This window comes from Sphingosinicella microcystinivorans (genome assembly GCF_027941835.1).
In the GTDB taxonomy this organism is placed as follows: Bacteria; Pseudomonadota; Alphaproteobacteria; order Sphingomonadales; family Sphingomonadaceae; genus Sphingosinicella.
The window spans coordinates 3,040,789-3,060,890 of record NZ_CP116005.1 but is presented as its reverse complement, the minus strand read 5'-3'; the positions used below and the strand labels follow the sequence as shown (position 1 = coordinate 3,060,890).

General features: G+C 66.9%; 15 protein-coding genes. 4 read left to right on the top strand and 11 right to left on the bottom strand.

Annotated elements, in window-relative coordinates; genetic code table 11:
* Positions 1–3: 3 nt before the first annotated feature.
* Both secD and yajC read right to left on the bottom strand, forming a co-directional pair.
* Positions 4–1,596 carry a protein translocase subunit SecD gene (secD, locus tag PE061_RS14685; RefSeq protein ID WP_271255994.1) on the bottom strand — a complete coding sequence of 531 codons (1,593 nt, stop codon included), beginning with the start codon at positions 1,594–1,596 and terminating at the stop codon, positions 4–6.
* Between the two features lie 16 nt (positions 1,597–1,612).
* Positions 1,613–1,960 carry a preprotein translocase subunit YajC gene (gene yajC, locus PE061_RS14680; RefSeq protein WP_271255993.1) on the bottom strand — a complete coding sequence of 116 codons (348 nt, stop codon included), beginning with the start codon at positions 1,958–1,960 and terminating at the stop codon, positions 1,613–1,615.
* A gap of 72 nt (positions 1,961–2,032) precedes the next feature.
* Between yajC and PE061_RS14675 the strand changes: the two genes are divergently transcribed.
* Positions 2,033–2,875, top strand: coding sequence for an ATP-binding protein (locus PE061_RS14675; protein ID WP_271255992.1), 843 nt, complete (start codon positions 2,033–2,035; stop codon positions 2,873–2,875).
* Between the two features lie 10 nt (positions 2,876–2,885).
* Here PE061_RS14675 and PE061_RS14670 read toward each other — a convergent pair whose 3' ends face one another.
* Complete coding sequence (locus PE061_RS14670; protein WP_271255991.1) at positions 2,886–3,524, bottom strand: TetR/AcrR family transcriptional regulator; 639 nt, start codon at positions 3,522–3,524, stop codon at positions 2,886–2,888.
* Between the two features lie 76 nt (positions 3,525–3,600).
* On the opposite strand from PE061_RS14670, the gene PE061_RS14665 reads away from it, so the two are divergent.
* Positions 3,601–4,653: an efflux RND transporter periplasmic adaptor subunit gene (locus PE061_RS14665; protein ID WP_271255990.1), complete on the top strand. Its 1,053-nt coding sequence runs from the start codon at positions 3,601–3,603 to the stop codon at positions 4,651–4,653.
* Positions 4,650–7,730 carry an efflux RND transporter permease subunit gene (locus PE061_RS14660; protein WP_271255989.1) on the top strand — a complete coding sequence of 1,027 codons (3,081 nt, stop codon included), beginning with the start codon at positions 4,650–4,652 and terminating at the stop codon, positions 7,728–7,730. Before PE061_RS14665 ends, PE061_RS14660 begins: the two co-directional genes overlap by 4 nt.
* Here PE061_RS14660 and PE061_RS14655 read toward each other — a convergent pair.
* The 8 genes from PE061_RS14655 to PE061_RS14620 all read right to left on the bottom strand — a co-directional run bounded on the left by PE061_RS14655 (position 7,702) and on the right by PE061_RS14620 (position 18,575).
* Entirely contained in the window at positions 7,702–8,469 is a 768-nt protein-coding gene (locus tag PE061_RS14655) for an ABC transporter permease (protein ID WP_420794308.1), read from the bottom strand. The genes PE061_RS14660 and PE061_RS14655 overlap by 29 nt on opposite strands.
* On the bottom strand, positions 8,466–9,404 hold the full coding sequence (locus PE061_RS14650; protein ID WP_271255988.1) for an ABC transporter ATP-binding protein: 939 nt from the start codon (positions 9,402–9,404) through the stop codon (positions 8,466–8,468). Before PE061_RS14650 ends, PE061_RS14655 begins: the two co-directional genes overlap by 4 nt.
* Before the next feature lie 15 nt (positions 9,405–9,419).
* Positions 9,420–10,790, bottom strand: a complete 1,371-nt coding sequence (locus PE061_RS14645) for a M20/M25/M40 family metallo-hydrolase (protein ID WP_271255987.1) — start codon at positions 10,788–10,790, stop codon at positions 9,420–9,422.
* 43 nt (positions 10,791–10,833) lie between these two features.
* Positions 10,834–11,466, bottom strand: a complete 633-nt coding sequence (locus PE061_RS14640) for a TetR family transcriptional regulator C-terminal domain-containing protein (protein WP_420794307.1) — start codon at positions 11,464–11,466, stop codon at positions 10,834–10,836.
* Between the two features lie 55 nt (positions 11,467–11,521).
* Positions 11,522–12,838 carry an amino acid permease gene (locus tag PE061_RS14635; RefSeq protein WP_271255985.1) on the bottom strand — a complete coding sequence of 439 codons (1,317 nt, stop codon included), beginning with the start codon at positions 12,836–12,838 and terminating at the stop codon, positions 11,522–11,524.
* A gap of 22 nt (positions 12,839–12,860) precedes the next feature.
* A complete protein-coding gene (locus tag PE061_RS14630) occupies positions 12,861–15,248 on the bottom strand; it encodes a TonB-dependent receptor (RefSeq protein WP_271259211.1) in 2,388 nt (795 codons plus the stop codon).
* A gap of 188 nt (positions 15,249–15,436) precedes the next feature.
* Positions 15,437–17,221 carry a tetratricopeptide repeat-containing sulfotransferase family protein gene (locus PE061_RS14625; protein ID WP_271255984.1) on the bottom strand — a complete coding sequence of 595 codons (1,785 nt, stop codon included), beginning with the start codon at positions 17,219–17,221 and terminating at the stop codon, positions 15,437–15,439.
* A gap of 40 nt (positions 17,222–17,261) precedes the next feature.
* Positions 17,262–18,575 (bottom strand): aspartate aminotransferase family protein, encoded by a 1,314-nt coding sequence (locus tag PE061_RS14620; protein WP_271255983.1) that lies wholly within the window; start codon positions 18,573–18,575, stop codon positions 17,262–17,264.
* 177 nt (positions 18,576–18,752) lie between these two features.
* Between PE061_RS14620 and PE061_RS14615 the strand changes: the two genes are divergently transcribed.
* On the top strand, positions 18,753–20,102 hold the full coding sequence (locus PE061_RS14615; RefSeq protein WP_271255982.1) for a glutamine synthetase family protein: 1,350 nt from the start codon (positions 18,753–18,755) through the stop codon (positions 20,100–20,102).

The window sequence follows — 20,102 nt, the reverse complement described above, 5'->3', positions numbered from 1 at the left end:
CGATCAGATCACGATGGTGGCAGGCCGCGTGCGGTTCAGCCAGTTGACGATGAACAGGCGTCCGACGGTCACGGCCGTGAACACGGAGGTGACGATGCCGATGGTGAGAACCACGGCGAAGCCCTTGATCGGGCCGGAGCCGAAGGCGAACATCACGGCGGCGACGATCAGGTTCATGGTGTTCGCGTCCCAGATCGTGCGGCTGGCTTCCTTGAAGCCGTTCTCGACCGCCGCGCGGGAATTCCTGCCCTTTCGCTGCTCTTCCCGTATGCGTTCGTTGATGAGCACGTTGGCGTCGACCGCCGCGCCGATGGTGAGCACCATGCCCGCGACGCCGGGCAGCGTCATGGTCGCGCCGGTCAGCGACATGACCGCGAGGATCAGGATGACGTTCAGCACCAGCGCGATGTTCGCGTAGACGCCGAACCGCCCGTAGGTGGCGAGCATGAAGATGCCCACCGCGATCACCGCGACGATGGACGCGATGGTGCCCGCGCGGATCGAGTCGGCGCCGAGATCGGGGCCGACCGTGCGCTCCTCCACTACCTTCAGCTCGACGGGCAGCTTGCCCGAGCGCAGCAGGATCGCCAGCTCGTTCGAGCTTTCCGCGTTGAAGCTGCCGGAAATGACGCCCGATCCGCCGAGGATCGGCTCGTTGATGTTGGGCGCGCTGATGACGCGGTTGTCGAGGATGATGGCGAACGGCTTGCCGACATTCTCCTGCGTGACGCGCGCGAAGCGGCGGCCGCCGGTGCTGTCGAAGCGGAAATTGACCACCCACTGGCCCTGCTGGAGCGTCTGCTGCGCGTCCATCAACTGGTCGCCGGTGATGATCGCGCGGCGCTTCACGGCGATGGGCTGGCCGCTGTCCGCCATCGGCAGGATCTGGCTGCCCGCCGGCGCGCGGCCCGCGGCGACGTCCGCCGGATCGGCGTCGAGGTCGACGAGCTTGAATTCGAGCTGCGCGGTCTTGCCGAGAAGCTGCTTGAGCGCCGAGGGGTCCTGGAGGCCCGGCACCTGCACGACGATGCGCTGGCTGCCCTGCCGGATGATCGTCGGCTCGCGCGTGCCGAGCTCGTCGATGCGGCGGCGGATGACTTCGACGGCCTGCGTCATCGCGCTTTCCATCGCCTGCGTGCGCCCCGCCGAAGTTTGCGTCAGCACGATGCGGTTGCCGTCCGTCACCTCGACGTTGAAGCTGCGCTGCCCGGTGACGCCGATCGGCATCGAGAGGTTGCGCAACAAGTCCACCGCGCGGTCAACATCGTCAACATTGCGCACGAGGAAGCTCACCCGCCCGCCGCGGTTGCTGACGTCGCCCACCGCGATCGCCCCGCCCTCGGCGCGGCGCAGCTCGGAAAGCGCGTCCTCCTCCATCTTGTCGAGGTTGGCGCGGGCAAGCCCCTCGGCGTTCGCCTCGAGCAGAATGTGGCTGCCGCCCCGGAGGTCGAGGCCGAGGTTCATCTGCTTCTTCGGCGCCCAGCTCGGCCAGGCCTGGACCTGCTCTTCGGGGAAAGCGTTGGGGAGCGCGAAGATCACGCCCGCGACGAGCACGGCGATGATCGACCAGATCTTCGCCTTGGAGAATTCAAGCATGGCGGGCGTTCAACCTTCAGGCGGCCGTGTCGTTGGCGGGCTTGCCGGTCCCGGCGGTGCGAACCTCGGAAAGCGTTCCCTTGACGACGCGGACCTTCGTGGACGGGGCAAGCTCGACCTCGACCTCGTCGTCGGTCACTTTCGCGACCTTGCCGATCAGGCCGCCCGCCGTCACCACCGTGTCGCCCTTCTTCACGCCCGCGACCATCTCGCGGTGCTGCTTCAACCGCCGCTGTTGCGGGCGGATCAGCAGGAAGTAGAAGATCGGGATGATGAGGAGAAACGGCATGATGGCATTGAGGAAAGTCGCGCCGCCTCCCGGCGCCGCCCCCGCGGCTTGCGCATAGGCTGGAGAAATGAGCATTGAGACCCTTGCTTTCGAAAGCGTGTGGCTGCGATTTGGCGCGCGACTATACAAATGCAAGAGCGAGACGCAATGAAAACGCCTGAATCCCCTGAAATCAGCCTTCTCGGACGTATCGCCGATGCGCTGGAGCGGCTCGCGCCGCCCCGGACGACCGTCGAGGAGACCCCGGACGCCCCCGCCTATGCGTGGGATCACGGTGTGCTGCGTCCCGTCACGGCCCTCCATGCCCAGCCGCTCGACCGCTACGTCGGCATCGACGCGCAGCGCGACGCCGTGCTCCGCAACACCGAGCGGCTGGCGAAGCGGCTGCCCGCGCACGACATCCTGCTCTGGGGCTCGCGCGGCATGGGCAAGTCGAGCCTCGTGAAATCGGCGGTCGCGCACCTTCAGGCAGCGGGCGAGAGGATCGCGCTCGTCGAGATCGAGCGCGACGACATCGCCGACGTCTCGCTGCTGCTGCGCCGCCTCGCGAATCTGGACCGCGCCTTCGTGCTGTTCTGCGACGATCTCAGCTTCGATACCGACGAGCGCCAGTACCGGCGCCTGCGCTCGGTGCTCGAAGGCGGCATCGAGGCGCGGCCCGACAATTGCCGTTTCTACGTCACCTCGAACCGCCGCCACATCGTGCCGCGCGAGATGCGCGAGAACGAGCTTGCGAACAGCATCAACGCGCGCGACGTGCTCGATGATCGCCTCGCGCTTGCCGATCGCTTCGGCCTGTCGCTCGGCTTCCACGCCTGCGACCAGACCACCTATGTGGCGATGGTCGAGACCTACGGCCGCGCCTACGGCCTCGACATCGACCCGCAGGCCGCGGTCGCGTGGGCGACCGGACGCGGCGGGCGTTCTGGCCGCGTCGCATGGCAGTATGTGCAGGAGGTCGCCGGGGCCGCAGGCATCCGGCTCAGCTGAGCCTTCCGTGCTAGCGCCAGGCCTTCAGCATGAGGTCCACGACGTGCGCGATATGGGCATCGAGTTCGGCTGCGGTAAACGGATCGACGCCGAGTTCGATCACGAGCGTCGGATGCGCGCGCAGCAGCGACAAGAGGTCGAACGCGGCCTTCTGCGGATCGGCGAGGCGGATGTCGCCGCGTGCCGCATAGGTTTCGAGAATCCGCATGACCCGGCGCGAGGTCGCCAGCACAGCCCTTTCGTAGAACAGCCTGCCGAGTTCGGGCGCGCGCTCGCGCTCCTGCACGATGAGATTGTGCGCCGCCACGGCGTCGGGATCGAGGACGAGCCAGAGGAAGCTGTGCCCCACCGCGATCAGCCCGGCGCGCACATCGGCCCCGCTGACCGCGATGTCGACCGCGCCGAACATCTCCTCGCACTTCGCCTCGATCACGGCGGCGAAAAGCTCGGCCTTGCTGCCGAAGTGGTTGTAGACGGTCAGCTTGGAGACGCCGGCCGCATCCGCGACGGCATCCATGCTCGTCGCCGCATAACCGTTCCTCAGGAACTGCCGCTGCGCCGCCGCGATCACCGCCCGCCGCTTCTTCAGGCTGACCGGGCGACCGCGGCCGCCGCTTTCCGTGCTCCGCGATGAAGTGTCGCCTTCCATCGTTGAAGGCTATCTTTTTTGAACTCACCGGTCCAGTATTGGTCCTGAGTACGACTCGGAAGTGGATCAAGCCGGTATGAAGTCCGTTCGGCCCCTCGTTGCGGCCTTCTGTGTTGCACTGGCCGCGTGTTCGGCGAACGACGAGGCCGCACAGCCGCGCGAGGCCGCACCCGTTGCGATTCGGGTCGCGGAGGTGGTTCCTGCCGAAGCCGCCGACACGTTCAGGGCAGCGGGAACCGTGCGGCTACGACGCGAGATCGACCTCGGCTTCACGACGCCGGGGCGCATCGCCGCCATCGCCGTCGAGGAAGGCGACCGCGTGCGGAAGGGCCAGCTCCTCGCCGCGCTCGACACCACCACCGTTGGCGCCGACCTCGCCGCCGCCGCTGCGGAACGCACGCGCGCCGAGGCGGACCTCGCACGCGCGCGCGACCTGTTCGCGAAAGGCTGGCTGACGCGGGCACGGCTTGACAGCGCCGAAGCCGCCTATCGCGCGGCGGCAGCCGCAACCACCTCCGCGCATTTCGCCGCCAGCACCGCCCGTATCGCCGCACCTGCGGACGGCCATATCCTGCGCCGCTCGGCGGAGGTGAACCAGGTCGTGAACGCCGGAACGCCGGTGATCAGCTTCGGCGACGACCGCGACGGCTTCGTGCTGCGCGTACCCGTCACCGACGTGCAGGCCGCCGGCATCGTCCGTACGGGGAGCGTTCCCGTCGACATCGCCGCGCTCGGCCCCGCGCCGATCGCCGCACGCATCATCGAGGTCGCCGGGCGCGCCGACGACCGCACCGGCACCTTCGCCGTCGAGCTGGCGCTGCCGCCGAACCCGGCGCTGCGGTCCGGCCAGATCGGCCATGCGACGCTTGCCGTGCGCGGCAGCGGCGGCGGCGGGACCATGATCGTGCCGAGCAGCGCCGTGTTCGCGGCCCGCGCCGGCGAGGCATTCGTCTATGTGCTCGACACCGAGGGAGAGCGGGTGAACCCGCGCCGCATCGTCACCGGGGCCACGAGTGACCGGGGCGTCGTGGTCCTCGCCGGGCTCAGGGCCGGGGAACGCGTCGCCGTCACCGGCATCAGCCAGCTCGCCGACGGCAGCCGCGTGACGGCAACCGTGCCCGGCGCATGAACCTCGCCGCTTTCGCCGTCGGCCGCTGGCAGCTGACGCTCGTCCTCTTCACGCTGCTCGCCGCGCTCGGGATCAACGCCTTCCTCGCCATCCCGCGCGCGGTCGATCCGCACCTGCCGATTCCGGTCGTGCTCGTCGTCGCCGCGCAGCCGGGCGCGGACGCGCAGGACATGGAGGAAACCGTCGCCAAGCCGATCGAGGAGATCATCCAGGGGCTCGACGGCATCGTCGATGTCGAATCGACATCGAAGGACGGCTCGGTGGTCATCAGCGCCGAGTTCGAATGGGGCGGCGACCCCGAACAGCATTTCGACGAGGTCGTGCGCGACATCAGCGCCATCCGCGATCGCCTGCCCGCCGGGCTCACCAGCCTCGAATATCTGAAGGTGCGCACCAGCGACGCCGCCGTGGTCCAGCTCGCGCTCGTCAGCGAAACGGCGTCATGGCGGCGCATGGAGAAATACGCCACCGACCTTGCCGAGCGGCTGAGCCGCATCGACGGCGTGCGCTCCACCGACATCTACGGCCTGCCAGCCCCCGAGGTCCGCATCGCCATCGACAGCGGCCGCCTCGCGCAGCTCCACATCCCGCCCTCGGCGCTCATCGATGCGCTCCAGCGCGGCGGCGTCGATCTTCCCGCCGGAACCGTCCATTCGGGCGAGCAGCGGCTCAATCTCGACGCGGGCGGCGCCTACCGCGACCTCGCCGAGATCCGCGCGATCCCGATCCGCGCCGAGAACGGCACGCTCGTCCGCGTCGGCGACGTGGCGGCGGTCGACTGGGCGACCGAAGAGCACACGCACATCACGCGCTTCAACGGCAAGCGCGCCGTCTTCGTCACCGCGATGCAGAAGGAGAACGGCAACGTCCTCGCGCTCCGCAAGCTGATCGAGACCTCGCTCGCCGAGGCGCGCAGCCAGCTTCCGCCCGACGTGACGCTCGAGCTCGGCTTCGACCAGTCGCGCGACATCCGGAACCGGCTCGACACGCTCGCGCGCGACTTCGCGATCGCGCTCGGCCTCGTGCTCATCACGCTGCTGCCGCTCGGCCCGCGCGCCTCGATGATCGTGATGATCTCGATCCCGCTCAGCCTCGCGACCGGCGTGCTGCTGCTCTACGTGTTCGACTTTTCGCTGAACCAGCTCTCGGTTTCGGGCTTCATCCTCGCGCTCGGCCTCATCGTCGACGATTCGATCGTCGTCACCGAGAACATCTCACGTCACCTCCGCATGGGCGCGGACCGCGCCGCCGCTGCGCTTTCCGGCACGAAAGAGATCGCCGCCGCCGTGTTCGGATCGACCGGCGTGCTGCTGTTCGCGTTCCTGCCGCTCGTGTTCCTTCCCGGCGGCGCGGGCGAGTTCACGCGCTCGTTGCCGCTTGCCGTCATCTACACCGTCGGCGCCTCGCTCGTCGTCTCGCTGACGATCATCCCCTTCCTCGCCAGCCGTGTCCTGCGCCGCGACGACGACCCGGAGGGCAACCCGATCCTCAAGGCGCTGACGCGGGGCATCCACCGCCTCTACGCGCCGGTGCTGCATTACGCGCTCGAAAAGCCGCGCCGCACGCTCGCCGTTTCGATGGCGCTGTGCATCGGCGCGCTCGGCCTCATCCCGGTCGCGGGCTGGCAGCTGTTCCCGGCGTCGGACGCGCCCTATTTCATGGTCGAGGTCGAAGCGCCGGAAGGCACCAGCGTCGCGGCCACCGACCGCATCATCCGGCGCGTCGCGGCCGAGGTGGCGAAGGAAGGCAGCGTCACCGCCTACATGGAGAATTCCGGCGCCGGCAATCCGCAGGTTTATTACAACGTCCGCTCGCTGACCGAGGAGTCGCGCAAGGGTGCGATCTTCGTCGTACTCGGCGAATGGATCGCGGGCGAAAGCGACGCCATGCTCGACCGGCTGCGCGCGAAATTCACAGGCGATCCCGATGCGCGGATCACCGTGCGCAAGTTCGAGAACGGCCCGCCCATCGACGCGCCCATCGCCATCCGCATCAGCGGCCCGGACAACACGAAGCTGCGCGACATCGCGCGCGAGGTCGCTGCGGTCATCCGCGCGACCCCCGGCACCCGCGACATCGACAACCCGCTCGCCGTGGACCGGGTCGATCTCGATCTCGGGCTCGATGCGGACAAGGCCGCGCTGCTCGGCGTTGCGCCGGGCGAACCGCGCCGCGCGCTCCGCCTCGCCATCGCCGGGGAACGCGCAGCGAACTTCCGCGACGACGAAGGCGACACCTACCCCGTCGTCGTCCGCCTGCCGATGGCGGACCGCCAGCCCGTGTCCGCGCTCCAGTCGGTCTATGTCGCCTCGTCCGGCGGCGGCGCCATTCCGATCGCCGAGATCGCCGAGCCGCGGCTGAAGAGCGTGCCGCCGCGCATCGACCGCTTCCAGCTCGAGCGCACCGCCACCGTCACGGCGTGGACACAGGCCGGCTACCTCACGTCCCGCGTCAACACGGACGTCGTCGCGCGCCTGCAGAAATTGCAGCTTCCGGCCGGATACAAGCTCGGCGTCGGCGGCGAGGCCGAGGCGAGCGCGCAGAGCTTCGACGGCATCGGCAGCATCCTGCTGCTCGCGCTGTTCAGCATCATGGCGGTGCTCGTCGCGGAGTTCGGCCGCTTCCGCGAGGTCGCGGTGGTCGCGGGCGTCATCCCGCTCGGCATGTTCGGCGGCATCATCGCCTTGCTGCTCACCGGCTATCCGATGAGCTACATGGGCATCATCGGCTTCGTCGCGCTGATCGGCATCGAGATCAAGAACTCGATCCTGCTCGTCGATTTCACCACGCAGCTACGCGAGCGCGGGCTCGGTCTGCGCGAAGCCATCGAGCAGGCCGGCGAAATCCGCTTCCTCCCCGTGCTCCTCACCTCGGTGACGGCGATCGGCGGCCTGATGCCGCTCGCGCTCGGCGGCTCGGCGCTCTACTCGCCGCTCGCATGGGTGATCATCGGCGGGCTCATCTCCTCGACGCTGCTCAGCCGCATCGTGACGCCGGTCATGTACCTGCTGATCGTGCGGAAGCGCGAGGACGAAGACGCGCCTGCGGTCAGCTCTTCAGCCGGTATCCCGTCCTGAATATCCACCAGACGATGGCGAGGCAGAGGGTGAGGAAGCCGAACATCGCCGCGAGGCTGAGTTCGATGCTGACGTCGCCCTTGCCGAAGAAGCTCCAGCGGAAGCCGCTCATCAGGTAGACGATCGGGTTGAACAGCGTTGCCGTGCGCCACGCGGCGGGCAGCATGTCGATCGAATAGAAGGCGCCGCCAAGGAAGGTGAGCGGCATCACCACGAGCAGCGGAATGATCTGGAGCTGCTCGAAGTTCTTCGCCCAGATGCCGATGATGAAGCCGAACAGGCAGAACGTCACCGCCATCAGCACCATGAACAGGATCATCCAGAGCGGGTGCACGATGTCGATGTCGACGAACAGGTTCGCCGTGGCCAGAATCACGAGACCCAGGATCACCGATTTCGTCGCCGCCGCGCCCACGTAGGCGAGCACGATCTCGAACGCCGAGATCGGCGCGGAGAGCAACTCGTAGATCGTCCCGACCCATTTCGGCATGTAGATGCCGAACGAGGCGTTGGAGATGCTTTCGGTCATCATCGTCAGCAGCATCAGTCCCGGCACGATGAACGCGCCGTAGGGCACGCTGCCGACCTCCTGCATCCGGGAACCGATCGCCGAGCCGAACACGATGAAGTAGAGCGTCGTCGTGATGACGGGCGTGATGAGGCTCGTCCAGACCGTCCGCCGGAAGCGCGCCAGCTCGAACCTGTAGATCGCCCAGACGGCATGGCGGTTGAAGATCACGGCCGTGCCTCCTGCCGCTCACTGACAAGGCCGACGAAAATGTCTTCGAGAGAGCTTTGCTCCGTGTTGAGGTCCCTGAAGCCGAGGCCGATGTCGCTCATGCGCCGGAGCAGCGAAGGCACACCGGTACGCTCGGCGTTCGCGTCGAACTCGTACTCGATCTCGTTGCCGTCCGCCTTCAGCTTCAGGTTCCATTCGCCGAGTTCGGGGGGAAGCGCGGCGAGCGGCTCGGCGAGGTTCAGCGTCAGCGTCTTGCGGCCGAGCTTCTTCATCAGCGCGGCCTTTTCATCGACAAGGATCAGCTCGCCCTTGTTGATCACGCCAACGCGGTCGGCCATCTCCTCGGCCTCCTCGATGTAGTGCGTGGTGAGGATGATGGTGACGCCGCGTTCGCGAAGGCCGCGCACGAGGGTCCACATGTCGCGGCGCAGCTCGACGTCGACGCCCGCGGTCGGCTCGTCGAGGAACAGGATTTCCGGCTCGTGGCTCAGCGCCTTCGCGATCATCACGCGCCGCTTCATGCCGCCCGACAGCTCCATGATCTTCGAATTGCGCTTTTCCCACAGCGACAGGTCCCTCAGGATCTGCTCGATGAGCGCCGGGTTGGGCGCGCGGCCGAACATGCCCCGGCTGAGGCTCACCGTCGCCCACACGGTCTCGAAGGCGTCGGTATGAAGCTCCTGCGGCACCAGCCCGATCTTCATCCGCGCGGCGCGGTAGTCGCGCTGGATGTGGTGCCCGTCGGCGATCACCGTACCGGTCGTCGGCGTCACGATTCCGCAGACGATGGAGATCAGCGTCGTCTTGCCCGCACCATTCGGCCCGAGCAGCGCGAAAATCTCGCCCTTGCGGATTTCGAGATCGACGGACTTCAGCGCAGTAAAGCCGCCTGCGTAGGTTTTCGAAAGACCGGAAATGGAAAGCACGGGAACCATCCGTGCTTCCATAGCCTACCGCGCGAGCGTGGTCAGCAGTGTTCGATAGTGGTCGAGCGCCGGACCGATGGCATCCGCCGGCACACGTTCGTTGAGGCCGTGGGCGAACTCGTCGTCCGGCTTCATGAACAGGCCGGACACGCCGTAGCTCGGGATACCGGACGCGCGGAAGAACAGGCTGTCCGTCGTGCCCGCCGACATGCTGGGGATGATCGAAAGCCCCTTCGCGCGCCCGTCCACCGCCTTGCGGAGCGCGGCATTCAGCTCGGGAAGCAGCGGTGAGGTCGAGCTTTGCGGGAACGGTTCCGGCAGCGTCACCGCCACCTTGCTGCCCGCGAGCTGCTGGAGCCGCTGGCGCACCGCCTCCGGCGCGGTGCCGGGGAAGATACGGCAGTTGATGTTGGCGACCGCGCGCTGCGGCAGCGCATTTTCGGCGTGGCCGCCCTCGATCATGGTCGGCACGCAGGTCGTACGCGTCGTCCCGATATGCTCGGGATATTTCGCGAGGACGTCAGCGGCGGCCGTATCGTTCGGATCGGCGGCGAAGCGCGCCATCGCCTCGCCGGCCTCGCCCGGCGTCCGCTTCGCCGATTCGGCGAAATAGGCGCGCGTCGTCTCGCTGGTTTCGGGCGGGAACGGCGCATCGGCGATCCGCTTCAGCGCCGCGCCCAGCTCCAGGATCGCATTCTCGGCGCGCGGCGCGCTCGAATGGCCGCCGGGATCGGTCACGGTCAGCTTGTAGTCGGCGTAGGTCTTCTCCGCCGTCTGCATCGTGTAATAGAGCGGCCTCCCGTCCGCGCCGAGCGTTCCGCCGCCGCCGTCGCCGTTCAGCACCATCGCCGCGTCCTTGTAGCGGGGAGCGATCGCCGCCACGGTCTTCTGCGCGGTTTCCTCGTCGCCGGTCAGGAACAGCACGATGTCGCGGGAGGGTTTGAAGCCCTCGCGCTTCAGGCTCATCAGCGTCTGCACGAGCATCACCACGTCGAACTTGTTGTCGCTGATACCGCGCCCGAAGAGGTAGCCGCCCTCTTCCGCCATCACGAACGGGTCGCGCTCCCAGTCCTCGCGCTTCGCCTCGACCACGTCCATGTGCGCGTTGAGCACGATCGGCTTCTTCTTGCCTGCGCCCTTCCACGTCAGGATCAGCGACGCGGTCTCGCCGAGCGGCTCGATGCTGATCTCGCTGTCGGTGAAGCCCGCGGTCTTCAATTCACCGGCGAGATACGCCGCATATTCCGGCACTTGTCCGCGCCCTGCGACGGTCGGAAAGGCGATGGACCGGCCGAGCATGGCCTTCGCGCCATCGACCTGCGCCGGGGTTGCGGCAGCAGCCGGCATGGAAACGAGCAACGTCGCTGCGAACAGCGGCTTCACGGATCTGAACATCGGCATTCTCCCACCTGTTATACGGGTGTAAGAAATCCGTCCCTCAGTCCGCAAGCACTTTCAGCGGGTCGCCGACCAGCGCGTTCAGCCATTTGTCGGCGATGCGCACCGCCTCTTCCGGCGTAAAGCTCGACGAATCGAGGCAAAGCTCGAGCCAGAGCCCGTCGACCAGCGCCGTCACGCCCACCGCGGTCAGGCGCACGTCGACACGGCTCGCCTCCGGTCCCAGGATTTTTGCGACCATCTTCTCCACGGGAATCCGGTGGCTTGCATAGTTCCTGGTATGCAGTTCGCGGATGCGCGCATCCGTCTTGATCAGGCTCCAGAAGGCGAGCCACGTCGCCAGCATGTCCGGATCGGCGATCGGCGGCTTGAAGCTTGCCATCACGAACGCACGAAGCTGGTCGCGCGGATCTGGGCCCGCATTGTCCGCCGCCGCCGCCATCGTGGCGACGAGGCGCTCGCCCACATCGGCGTAGGTCTCGGCGATCAGCTCGTCGATACCGGCGAAATAATGGCGCAGCAGCCCTGCCGAAACACCCGCCTCGGCGCAGATCACGCGGACCGAGGAACCGCCGACACCATAGCGGGCAAGACAGCGCGCGGTCGCATTGATCAGGCTCTGTCTCCGAAGGTCCGGATCGAGACGTTGAAACTGCGCGCGCGCCAAGCTCATCCTCCCAAAGCTGCGAGGATTCTATATCGGCGCGTCAACGATCTGTCGCGCCCCGTTATGTTCCGCGCATTGCTTTTTGACGGCGCACGAGCAGATAAACCGGAAGTCCGGCGACGAGCAGAACGAGCGCCCAGCCGTTCGCTTCGGCGCCCGCACCGTGGAACGTCCACACCGCGTAGATGAGCCCGAGCGGCGTCAGCACCGCGAGCGTGGGCGTCGTCGTCAGCCGCCGCAGGAGCATCAGCCGGATCGCCGCCGCAGCGCACGCGAAATAGAGCACCAGCGTCGCCGAGGTGGACAGCAGCGCCATGAACGTGAACAGGCCGGACATGGTGCGCGTGTAGTTCGAAAGCACCAGCGCCGTGATGAACACGCCGCTGATCAGGATGCCCAACACGGGCGTGCCTCGCGCGTTCGCCACCCCGAACGGGCGCGGGAAGTCGCCCTTGCGCGCCATGGTGAGCGGGTATTCCCCGGCGAGAAGAATCCAGCCGTTGAGCGCGCCGATCGCGCTCACCACCGCGAACAGCGCCACGGTGAGCGCGGCGCCCTCGCCCCAGTAGCCGGCGATCACGTCTGCGAACGGCGCGTTCGATTGCGCCACGGTCGCGGCCGGCATCAGCATGATCACCGCGGTGCAGACCACCAGATAGATGACGCCCACGATGAGCGTGCCCGCCATCGTCGCGCGCGGGATCGTGATGTGCGGGCGGTCCACCTTGTCCTGCGGCACGCAGGCGGATTCGAAACCGAGCATCGCCCACAGCGTCAGCGTCGCGGTGGCATTGATCGCGCCCATCGAGATCGTCTCCGCCGCATAGGGCGTCGCGGGCGGCGTCCCTTCCGCGAACACCATCGCCGCGATCACCACGATGGCGACGAGCGGCAGCAGCTTGAGGCCGAGCGTCAGGAGCTGGAAGCGCCCTGCCGCGCCCGCACCGCGCAGGTTCAGCAGGATGATCGCCCACAGCAGCGACACGGCGAGCGCCGCGGGAGCGCCGGAGGTCGCGGCGATGCCGGGCGCGAAGGCGCTGAGGTAGCTGACGCCCGCCGTCGCCAGCGCCGCCACCGCGACCAGAATGGAAACGATGTAGGACCAGCTGATCATGAACGCGGGCAGATGTCCGAACGCGGCCTCGACGAAACCGTGCGGACCGCCCGCGTGCGGCATCTCCCGCGCCAGCGATGCGAACACGTAGGCGAGGCAAAGCGATCCCGCGATGGTCAGCACCCATCCGTAGACGGCATTCCAGCCGAAGGGCGCGAGGCTCGCGGGCAGCATGAAGACGCCCGAGCCGATCATGTTGCCCATGACCAGCGCGAGCGCCATCCAGAAACCCAGCGGACGGGCGACGGAACCCCTGTCTTGCATCAGCGGTCCCCGCCGCGCCGGATCAGAACTTGGTGCCGACCTTGAGACCGATCGTCCGCGGCGTCGTCACCACCGTGTAGAACTTGCCGCCCATCGCGGTGACGCCGTCCGGATCGCCGCAGATGGTTTCGCCGCACTGCACCGTCCGCGTCACCTGCCCGCGCGAATCGAACAGGTTGCGGGCGTAAAGCTCGATCGACCATCTCTCGAACGCCACGCCGGCGCTCACGTCCACCGTCGTGTAGGAGGGAAGCGAGCCGACGATGGCGCGTTCCAGGAGGCGAAGGTCGCTGGTGCGCTTGCCTTCGTAGACGAGGCCGCCCTGAAGATGCGCGTTCAGCGAACCGACAGGGAACTCGTAGCGCGCGAACGCATTGCCCTTGAACTTCGCCGACACCGGCAGACGCGTGCCCGAAGGCGCCAGCAGCTCGTTGTCGTCCCCGTCCGGTCCGGGAATCGTGCAATCGAACGACGTGTTGGCGAACTTGCAGAAATCCTTCGTGCTCTGCGCGTCGTTGTAGCTGAAACCCGCGTTGAAGGTCAGGCCGTCCGAGGCCCGGATGAAGATATCGCTCTCGATACCCCAGATGCGGGCATCGCCCGCGTTGCGGATTTCGGTGAGGCCGTTGGCGCCGAGGAACGAGAGCTGGATGTCCTTCCACGTCTCGTAATAGACGGCGCCGTTCCAGCGGAACAGCCCGCCCGCCCATGTCGTCTTCCAGCCGAGCTCATAGTTGTCGAGCGTATCGGCGCCATAGGGCGGCAGCGTGCCGCGCCGGTTGATGCCGCCGGGCCGGAACCCGCGCGACCACGTGGCGTAGACGAGCGCGTCGTCCGTCAGCTTGTAGGTCGCGTTCAGCTTGTGGATGAAGTCCGTGTCAGACGTCGTCTTGTCGAGGTTGGTGCAGGGGCTGCCCTTGACCGTCGGCGGCAGCAGGTTGTCGTCTTCGTCCCTGAAACACGCCGCCACGCCGGTGCGGCTGCTGAACCCGTCGCTGTACCCGAAGAAACCCTCGAGCGAGTTCTTGTACTTGTAGACACGGATACCGCCGGTCAGGGTCAGCTTCTCGGTCACATCGTAGGAAAGTTCGCCGAACGCCGCATAGTCGCGGTCGATGCGGAGCTGCTTCGTCAGCCAGATGTCGCTGTCGGTGCCCGGAACGGTGATCGCATCGGCGATGTTGTCGATGATGTAGTTCTGCTCGATGTTGTGCGACTGCCGCTGGTAGAACACGCCGCCGATGAACCGCAGCGGCAGGTTGCTCGGCGAGGCGATGCGCAGTTCGTGGCTCTGCTTCGTGAAGCGGTCGATGCCCTGAATATACTGGTTCGGATTGACCTGATTGCCGTCGTTGTCGGTAAAATACTGGGCGTAGCCGGCCAGCGCATCGTAGAAATAGGCGTAATCGACGTAATCGGACTCGGTGTTGACCTTGCGCTTCATGTAGGCGCCCGCATAGGTCAGGTCCCAGTTGCCGATCTTGCCTTCGATGGTCAGCGCCGCCTGGAACCAGCGGTCGTTCATCCGTTCCGGATTGTATTGCTGGACCTGGAGATCGCCAAGGCCCGATTCCTGCCAGAACGAGCCGCGGGACTTCTGCTTCTGGCCCATGATCGACGGCAGGACCGTCCAGTTCTCGTCGAGATCAATCTGGAGCGCCACGCGGGCGCCGTAGGTCTCGACCTCGTTGTAGTTGTCCTCGACGAACGCGGCGTTGGAGAAGCTGATGTCGTCGCCGGGCAGATCTACGATGTCGCCTTCCTCGTCATACTGGTTGATCGGGAAGGTGATCGTGCCCGGAACATTGTCGATATAGCCGCCGTCCTTGTCGTACCAGCCGACGACGCGGATCGCGGCATTGCCGGAAAGCGGCGCGTTGATAAACCCTTCCAGCACATAGCCGGGATCGCCGTGCGCGACGGTGTTCACCTCGGCATCGACCGCGCCGTAGAAGCCGCTCGTGTCCGGACGGTTGGTGACGATCTTGACGGTTCCCGCCTGGCTCGACGCGCCGTAGAGCGTGCCCTGCGGACCCGCGAGCGCCTCCACGCGCGCGATGTCGTAGACGTGGATGTCGAGATTGCCCTGAATCGTCGTGACGGGCTGTTCGTCGAGATAGACGCCGACCGACGGCAGCGAGGCCGAATGGTTGGCGTTCTCGCCCGATGCGACACCGCGGAAATAGATGGTCGAGGTGCCGGGGCCGAACGACTGGTAGGAAAGGCTCGGCAGGAAGCGCGCGTAGTCGTCGAAGTCCTGCACCTGGAGTTGCTGGAGCTTCTGCGTGCCGAGCGCGACGACCGCGATCGGCACGTCCTGGAGGTTCTCCTCGCGCTTCTGCGCGGTGACGATGATGACGTCGCCGAGATTTTCCTGCGCCTCCTGCGCAAGCGCCGGCGCCGTCAGCATGGTGGAACCGAGCAGCGCGCCGGCGGCGGCCGCAGCCGTGAATGTCACATGATTTCGCAGATACACCCTTATCCCCCTCTCAGCGTTATGCTGTCCCGGGCGGAAGAGTGAACCCACGGAGAACGGCGGTCAATTCGGGTCTGGCGGGCTTTATTATACAGCTGTCATATTACCAGCCCGGCGTCACATTATTGCAACAGCGAAGCGGGCGGCGGCACTTCCGGATACGCCGCGAGCACGGGGCCGAGTTCTGTCTTCAACGGCTCCAGCCACGGCTCGAACGCCTGCCATTGCGCCATGCCCTCGCGGTTGATCGGCTGCCGCACCTGCTCCGAGCTTGCAGTGCGCACCGCGCGGTCGTTCTCGAAGAAACGCAGGCAGGCGGGATCGAAGGGCACGCCGACATAGTCGAGCAGGCGCCGCACCTCGGTTTCGGTCGATCTGACCATGTCCTCGTAGAACACGCGGTGCACCCGGCCGGGCAGCGCGCCGTCGATCACCGCCATCATCGTCACGTAGTCGCGGTAGTAGCGGCCGACATCGCCGAGATCGTAGCTGAAGGCCTGCCCGCGCGCGAAATGCTGCTTGAAATTGGAAAAGCAGCAGCCGAGCGGATGCCTGCGCGCGTCGATGATCTTCGCATTCGGCAGGATCAGGTGAATGAACCCGGTATGCGCCCAGTTGTTCGGCATCTTGTCTATGAACACCGGCCGGCCGGTCTTGCGGTGGATGCGCGTGCGTTCGAGATACTCGGCGCCGAGTTCGGCAAGCGCGTGCGCCGACAGGTCCACGAGGCAGGCGGGATAGGCGGAGTCCGCATCGCGCGTCTTGCGGCCGCCGAGCTGCCGCGCCATCGCCGCGATGTCGGGCAGTTCCTGCGTCCCCTCGATCATCGGATGCGAGGAGAGGATCTGCTCGATCAGCGTCGAGCCCGCGCGCGGCATACCGAGGATGAAAATCGGATCAGGCGCCGGGCAGCCTGCGCCCTGCCGCTCAGCGAAGAACACCTCGCTCATCAGCGCCGCCGCGCTGCGGACGAGGCGGCTGACCTCGCCGGCGTCATAGTCGAGCATCGCCTTGCGCAGCGCATTGCCCTTCAGATAGTGGCCGAACGACCGCTCGGCGTCCTTCGCGTCCTCCTTCGCGTCCTCCAGCGCCTTGCCGAGCGCGAAGTGCAGGTGGAAGCGGTCGTCGTCGCTGATGCCGCCGCCGTCCAGCGCGGCCTGCATCGCCGCGATGTCGGCATCCGCGAAGCGTACGGTCTTGAGGTTGGCGAGGCTCCACCAGACCTCGCCGAGACCCGGCGCGTGTTCGAGCGCCTTGCGATACGCCGCGATGGAGTCCGCCTGCCGGCCCACGGTTTTCAGCACGTGGCCGTAGCTCATCCACACACGCGGCTGCGCAGGATGGCTGGCCAGCACCGACTCGTAGAGCGCGATCGCCTCCTCATAGCCGCCGATGCGTCCGAGCGCGGCGGCCTTCAGGTTGCGGTGCGCGGCGTTTTCGGGATCGCCTTCCAGCAGCCGGTCGAGTTCCGCGATGGCCTCCGCGGAACGGTTCTGGCGGTGGAGCACGGTCGCGAGGTTGGCGCGCGCCGCCACGAACGCGGGCGCAAGCGCAAGCGCGCGCCGCAGCAGCGTCTCGGCGTCTCCATAGCGCCCGAGCCGCCCAGCGATCTCCGCCATCATGCGGATCGCTGCAACATCGGTCGGCTTTTCCTTCAACCGCGCGCGGAGGATGCGCTCGGCGACCGGGATGTCGTTGTCGAGGAGCGCGGCGGCCGCCTCGATCAGCACCGGGTCGCGCGTCGAGGCCCGGATCGCGTCCAGTTCGGCTTCCTCGGCCGCCGCGTCCTCGCCCATGCCGCGCAGCGCGGCGCCGAGCGCGCGCAGCGCATCGGCATTGCCGGGGTGCGTCTTCAGGAAGGTGCGGGCGCGTTCGGCGCGCTCGGCCGGGTTCGGTGCCGTCGACATGCGCGCGAACCTGCTGAGCCCGGCGTTTCCGGTCAAGCCGTCAGTCGATGGTCTTCAATATGTCCGCGAGACGGCCGAATATCTCGTCGATGTCCGCCTTCTCGAGGATCAGCGGCGGCGACAGCGCGATGATGTCGCCCGTCACGCGAATGAGGAGACCGCTGTCGAAGGCACGGTGGAACGCCTCCATCGCGCGCTTCGTCGGCGCGCCCGGGCGGGCCTCCAGCTCGATTCCGGCGACGAGACCGATGTTCCGGCAGTCGATGACGTGCGGCAGGCCCTTCATCGCGTGGACGGCATCGCCCCAATACGCCTCGAGCGCGATCGCCTTCTCGAACAGCCGCTCCTCTTCATAGATGGCAAGCGTGGCGAGGCCCGCGGCGGCGGCGAGCGGATGGCCCGAATAGGTATAGCCGTGGAACAGCTCGATGCCTTCCGGCGCGTTCTCCACCACCGTGTCGTAGACGTGGCGGCCCGCCGCCACGGCGCCCATCGGTACGGCGGCGTTGGTGAGGCCCTTCGCCATCGTGATGATGTCCGGCGTCACGCCGAAGCGCTCGGACGCCGTCGCCTTGCCGACGCGCCCGAACGCGGTGATCACCTCGTCGAAGATCAGCAGGATGTCGTGTTTGGTGCAAAGTTCGCGCACGCGTTCGAGGTAGCCGACCGGCGGCACCAGCACGCCGGTGGAGCCCGCCACCGGCTCGACGATCACCGCAGCGATCGTGTCCGCGCCGTGCAGCGCGACGAGCCGCTCGATGTCGTCGGCAAGCTCCACACCGTGCGCCGGCTGTCCCCGGCTGAACGCGTTGCGGGCAAGGTCGTGCGTGTGGCGCAGGTGATCGACCCCGCCCAGCATCGTGCCGTACTGCCTGCGGTTGCCGACGATGCCGCCCACCGAAATGCCGCCGAAGCCGACGCCGTGATAGGCGCGCTCCCGCCCAATGAAGCGCGTGCGGCTGCCCTGCCCGCGCGCCCGCTGGTAGGCGAGGGCGATCTTGAGCGCCGTGTCCACCGACTCCGAGCCCGAGTTCGTGAAGAAGATGCGGTCGAGCCCCTCCGGCATGATCATCCCGAGCTTCGAGGCGAGCTCGAACGCCAGCGGGTGGCCGAGCTGGAAGGTCGGCCCGAAATCGAAGCGCGCCGCCGTGTCCCGAATCGCCTCGACGATCTCGGTGCGGCAATGCCCGGCGTTCACGCACCAGAGGCCCGCCGTCGCATCGAGGATGCTGCGGCCGTCCGACGATGTGTAGTGCATACCCTCCGCTGCCGCGAGCAGGCGCGGCGTCTGCTTGAAGGCGCGATTGTTGGTGAACGGCATCCAGAACGCAGACAGATCATTGGGTTCGCGCATGTCGGCTCCACGATGAATGAATTGCCGGAACGATAGCGGGCGCCCCATGCGAACGCCAGACGGATACAGGCCGCGCCGACCCATCGGAAAAACCGATACCCCCCGCTCCAGCAAATCTCACTGGTCAAGTGCCCGCCCCACGCGCAGTATGAGCGCGGTATGGGGGTTTTTCCGATCATGTCAGCCGAGATTGCCAATTGGATCAGTGAGCGCGGGATCAGCGAGGTCGAGTGCATCGTCCCCGACATGAACGGCATCCAGCGCGGCAAGGTGTTGCCCGCCGGCAAGTTCCTGAAGTCGCTCACCGACCAGACGCTCCGCATTCCGGGCAGCGTCTTCACCGTCACCGTCACGGGCGAGTATCCGGACGATATCAATAACATCATTCCGGATTACGACCCGGACATGGTGCTGGTGCCCGATCCGGCGACGATCCGCGAGGCGCCGGGTTTCAGGACGCCGACGGCCTACGTGATCGCCGATGCCTTCACGCGAGACGGCAAGCCGCTCGCCATCGCGCCGCGCATGATCCTGAAGAAGGTGCTGCACCTTTTCGAGCGCCGCGGCTGGAAGCCGGTGATCGCGCCGGAACTCGAATTCTACCTCGTCTCCAAGAACCTCGATTCCGACTTCCCGCTGACGCCCCCCGTGGGCCGTTCCGGCCGCTCCGAAACCGCGAGCCAGCCCTACGGCCTCGAAGCGCTCGGCGAGTTCGAGGACATCATCGAGCACATCTACGACTTCTGCGAGAAGGCCGAGCTCAACATCGACACGATGATCCACGAGTCCGGCGCCGCGCAGCTCGAGATCAACTTCGTGCACGGCGATCCGCTCGCGCTCGCCGATCAGGTGCTGCTGTTCAAGCGCATCGTCCGGCAGGTCGCGCTGGAGCACGGCGTCTACGCGACCTTCCTTGCCAAGCCGATGTCGGACCAGCCCGGCAGCTCGATGCACATCCACCAGTCGCTGCTGGACGCGGATACGGCCCGCAACCTGTTCACGACGCCCAACGGCCGCGACAGCGCACTGTTCCGCAGCTATATCGCGGGCCTCGTCCGCCTGCTGCCGCAGATCACGCCGATGTTCGCACCCAACGTCAACTCGTTCCGCCGGATGCGGCCGGACAGCGACGCGCCGATCAACGTGCAGTGGGGCAGCGACAACCGCTCCTGCGGGCTTCGCATCCCGGTGTCGGACGCGAAGAACCGCCGCATCGAAAACCGCCTCCCCGGCGCGGATTCGAACCCGTATCTCGCGATCGCCGCCTCGCTCATCTGCGGCTATGTCGGCATGACGGAGCGGATGCAGCCGCCCAAGAGCCTGCAAGGCAGCGCCTACAACCGCGCGCGCACCTTGCCGCGCACGCTCGAAAGCGCGCTCGATCGGTTCAGCCACTGCAAGGCGGTCCGCAATCACCTCGGCGAGGACTTCTTCGACGTGTTCTACGCGATCAAGGAATCGGAACTGTTCGCGTACCAGTCGGTGATCAGTTCCTGGGAGCGCGAACACCTCCTGCTGAGGGTCTGA

Bases quoted from the DNA above. Each gene is read 5' to 3' on its own strand.
- PE061_RS14620 (WP_271255983.1), bottom strand. From the start codon at position 18,575: ATGCGCGAACCCAATGATCTGTCTGCGTTCTGGATGCCGTTCACCAAC.
- PE061_RS14660 (WP_271255989.1), top strand. From the start codon at position 4,650: ATGAACCTCGCCGCTTTCGCCGTCGGCCGCTGGCAGCTGACGCTCGTC.
- PE061_RS14640 (WP_420794307.1), bottom strand. From the start codon at position 11,466: ATGAGCTTGGCGCGCGCGCAGTTTCAACGTCTCGATCCGGACCTTCGG.
- PE061_RS14630 (WP_271259211.1), bottom strand. From the start codon at position 15,248: ATGCTGACGGCGCCGGCGCTTGCGCAGGAGGCGCAGGAAAATCTCGGC.
- yajC (WP_271255993.1), bottom strand. From the start codon at position 1,960: ATGCTCATTTCTCCAGCCTATGCGCAAGCCGCGGGGGCGGCGCCGGGA.
- PE061_RS14635 (WP_271255985.1), bottom strand. From the start codon at position 12,838: ATGCAAGACAGGGGTTCCGTCGCCCGTCCGCTGGGTTTCTGGATGGCG.
- PE061_RS14650 (WP_271255988.1), bottom strand. From the start codon at position 9,404: ATGGTTCCCGTGCTTTCCATTTCCGGTCTTTCGAAAACCTACGCAGGC.
- PE061_RS14670 (WP_271255991.1), bottom strand. From the start codon at position 3,524: ATGGAAGGCGACACTTCATCGCGGAGCACGGAAAGCGGCGGCCGCGGT.
- secD (WP_271255994.1), bottom strand. From the start codon at position 1,596: ATGCTTGAATTCTCCAAGGCGAAGATCTGGTCGATCATCGCCGTGCTC.
- PE061_RS14665 (WP_271255990.1), top strand. From the start codon at position 3,601: ATGAAGTCCGTTCGGCCCCTCGTTGCGGCCTTCTGTGTTGCACTGGCC.
- PE061_RS14625 (WP_271255984.1), bottom strand. From the start codon at position 17,221: ATGTCGACGGCACCGAACCCGGCCGAGCGCGCCGAACGCGCCCGCACC.
- PE061_RS14645 (WP_271255987.1), bottom strand. From the start codon at position 10,790: ATGTTCAGATCCGTGAAGCCGCTGTTCGCAGCGACGTTGCTCGTTTCC.
- PE061_RS14675 (WP_271255992.1), top strand. From the start codon at position 2,033: ATGAAAACGCCTGAATCCCCTGAAATCAGCCTTCTCGGACGTATCGCC.
- PE061_RS14615 (WP_271255982.1), top strand. From the start codon at position 18,753: ATGTCAGCCGAGATTGCCAATTGGATCAGTGAGCGCGGGATCAGCGAG.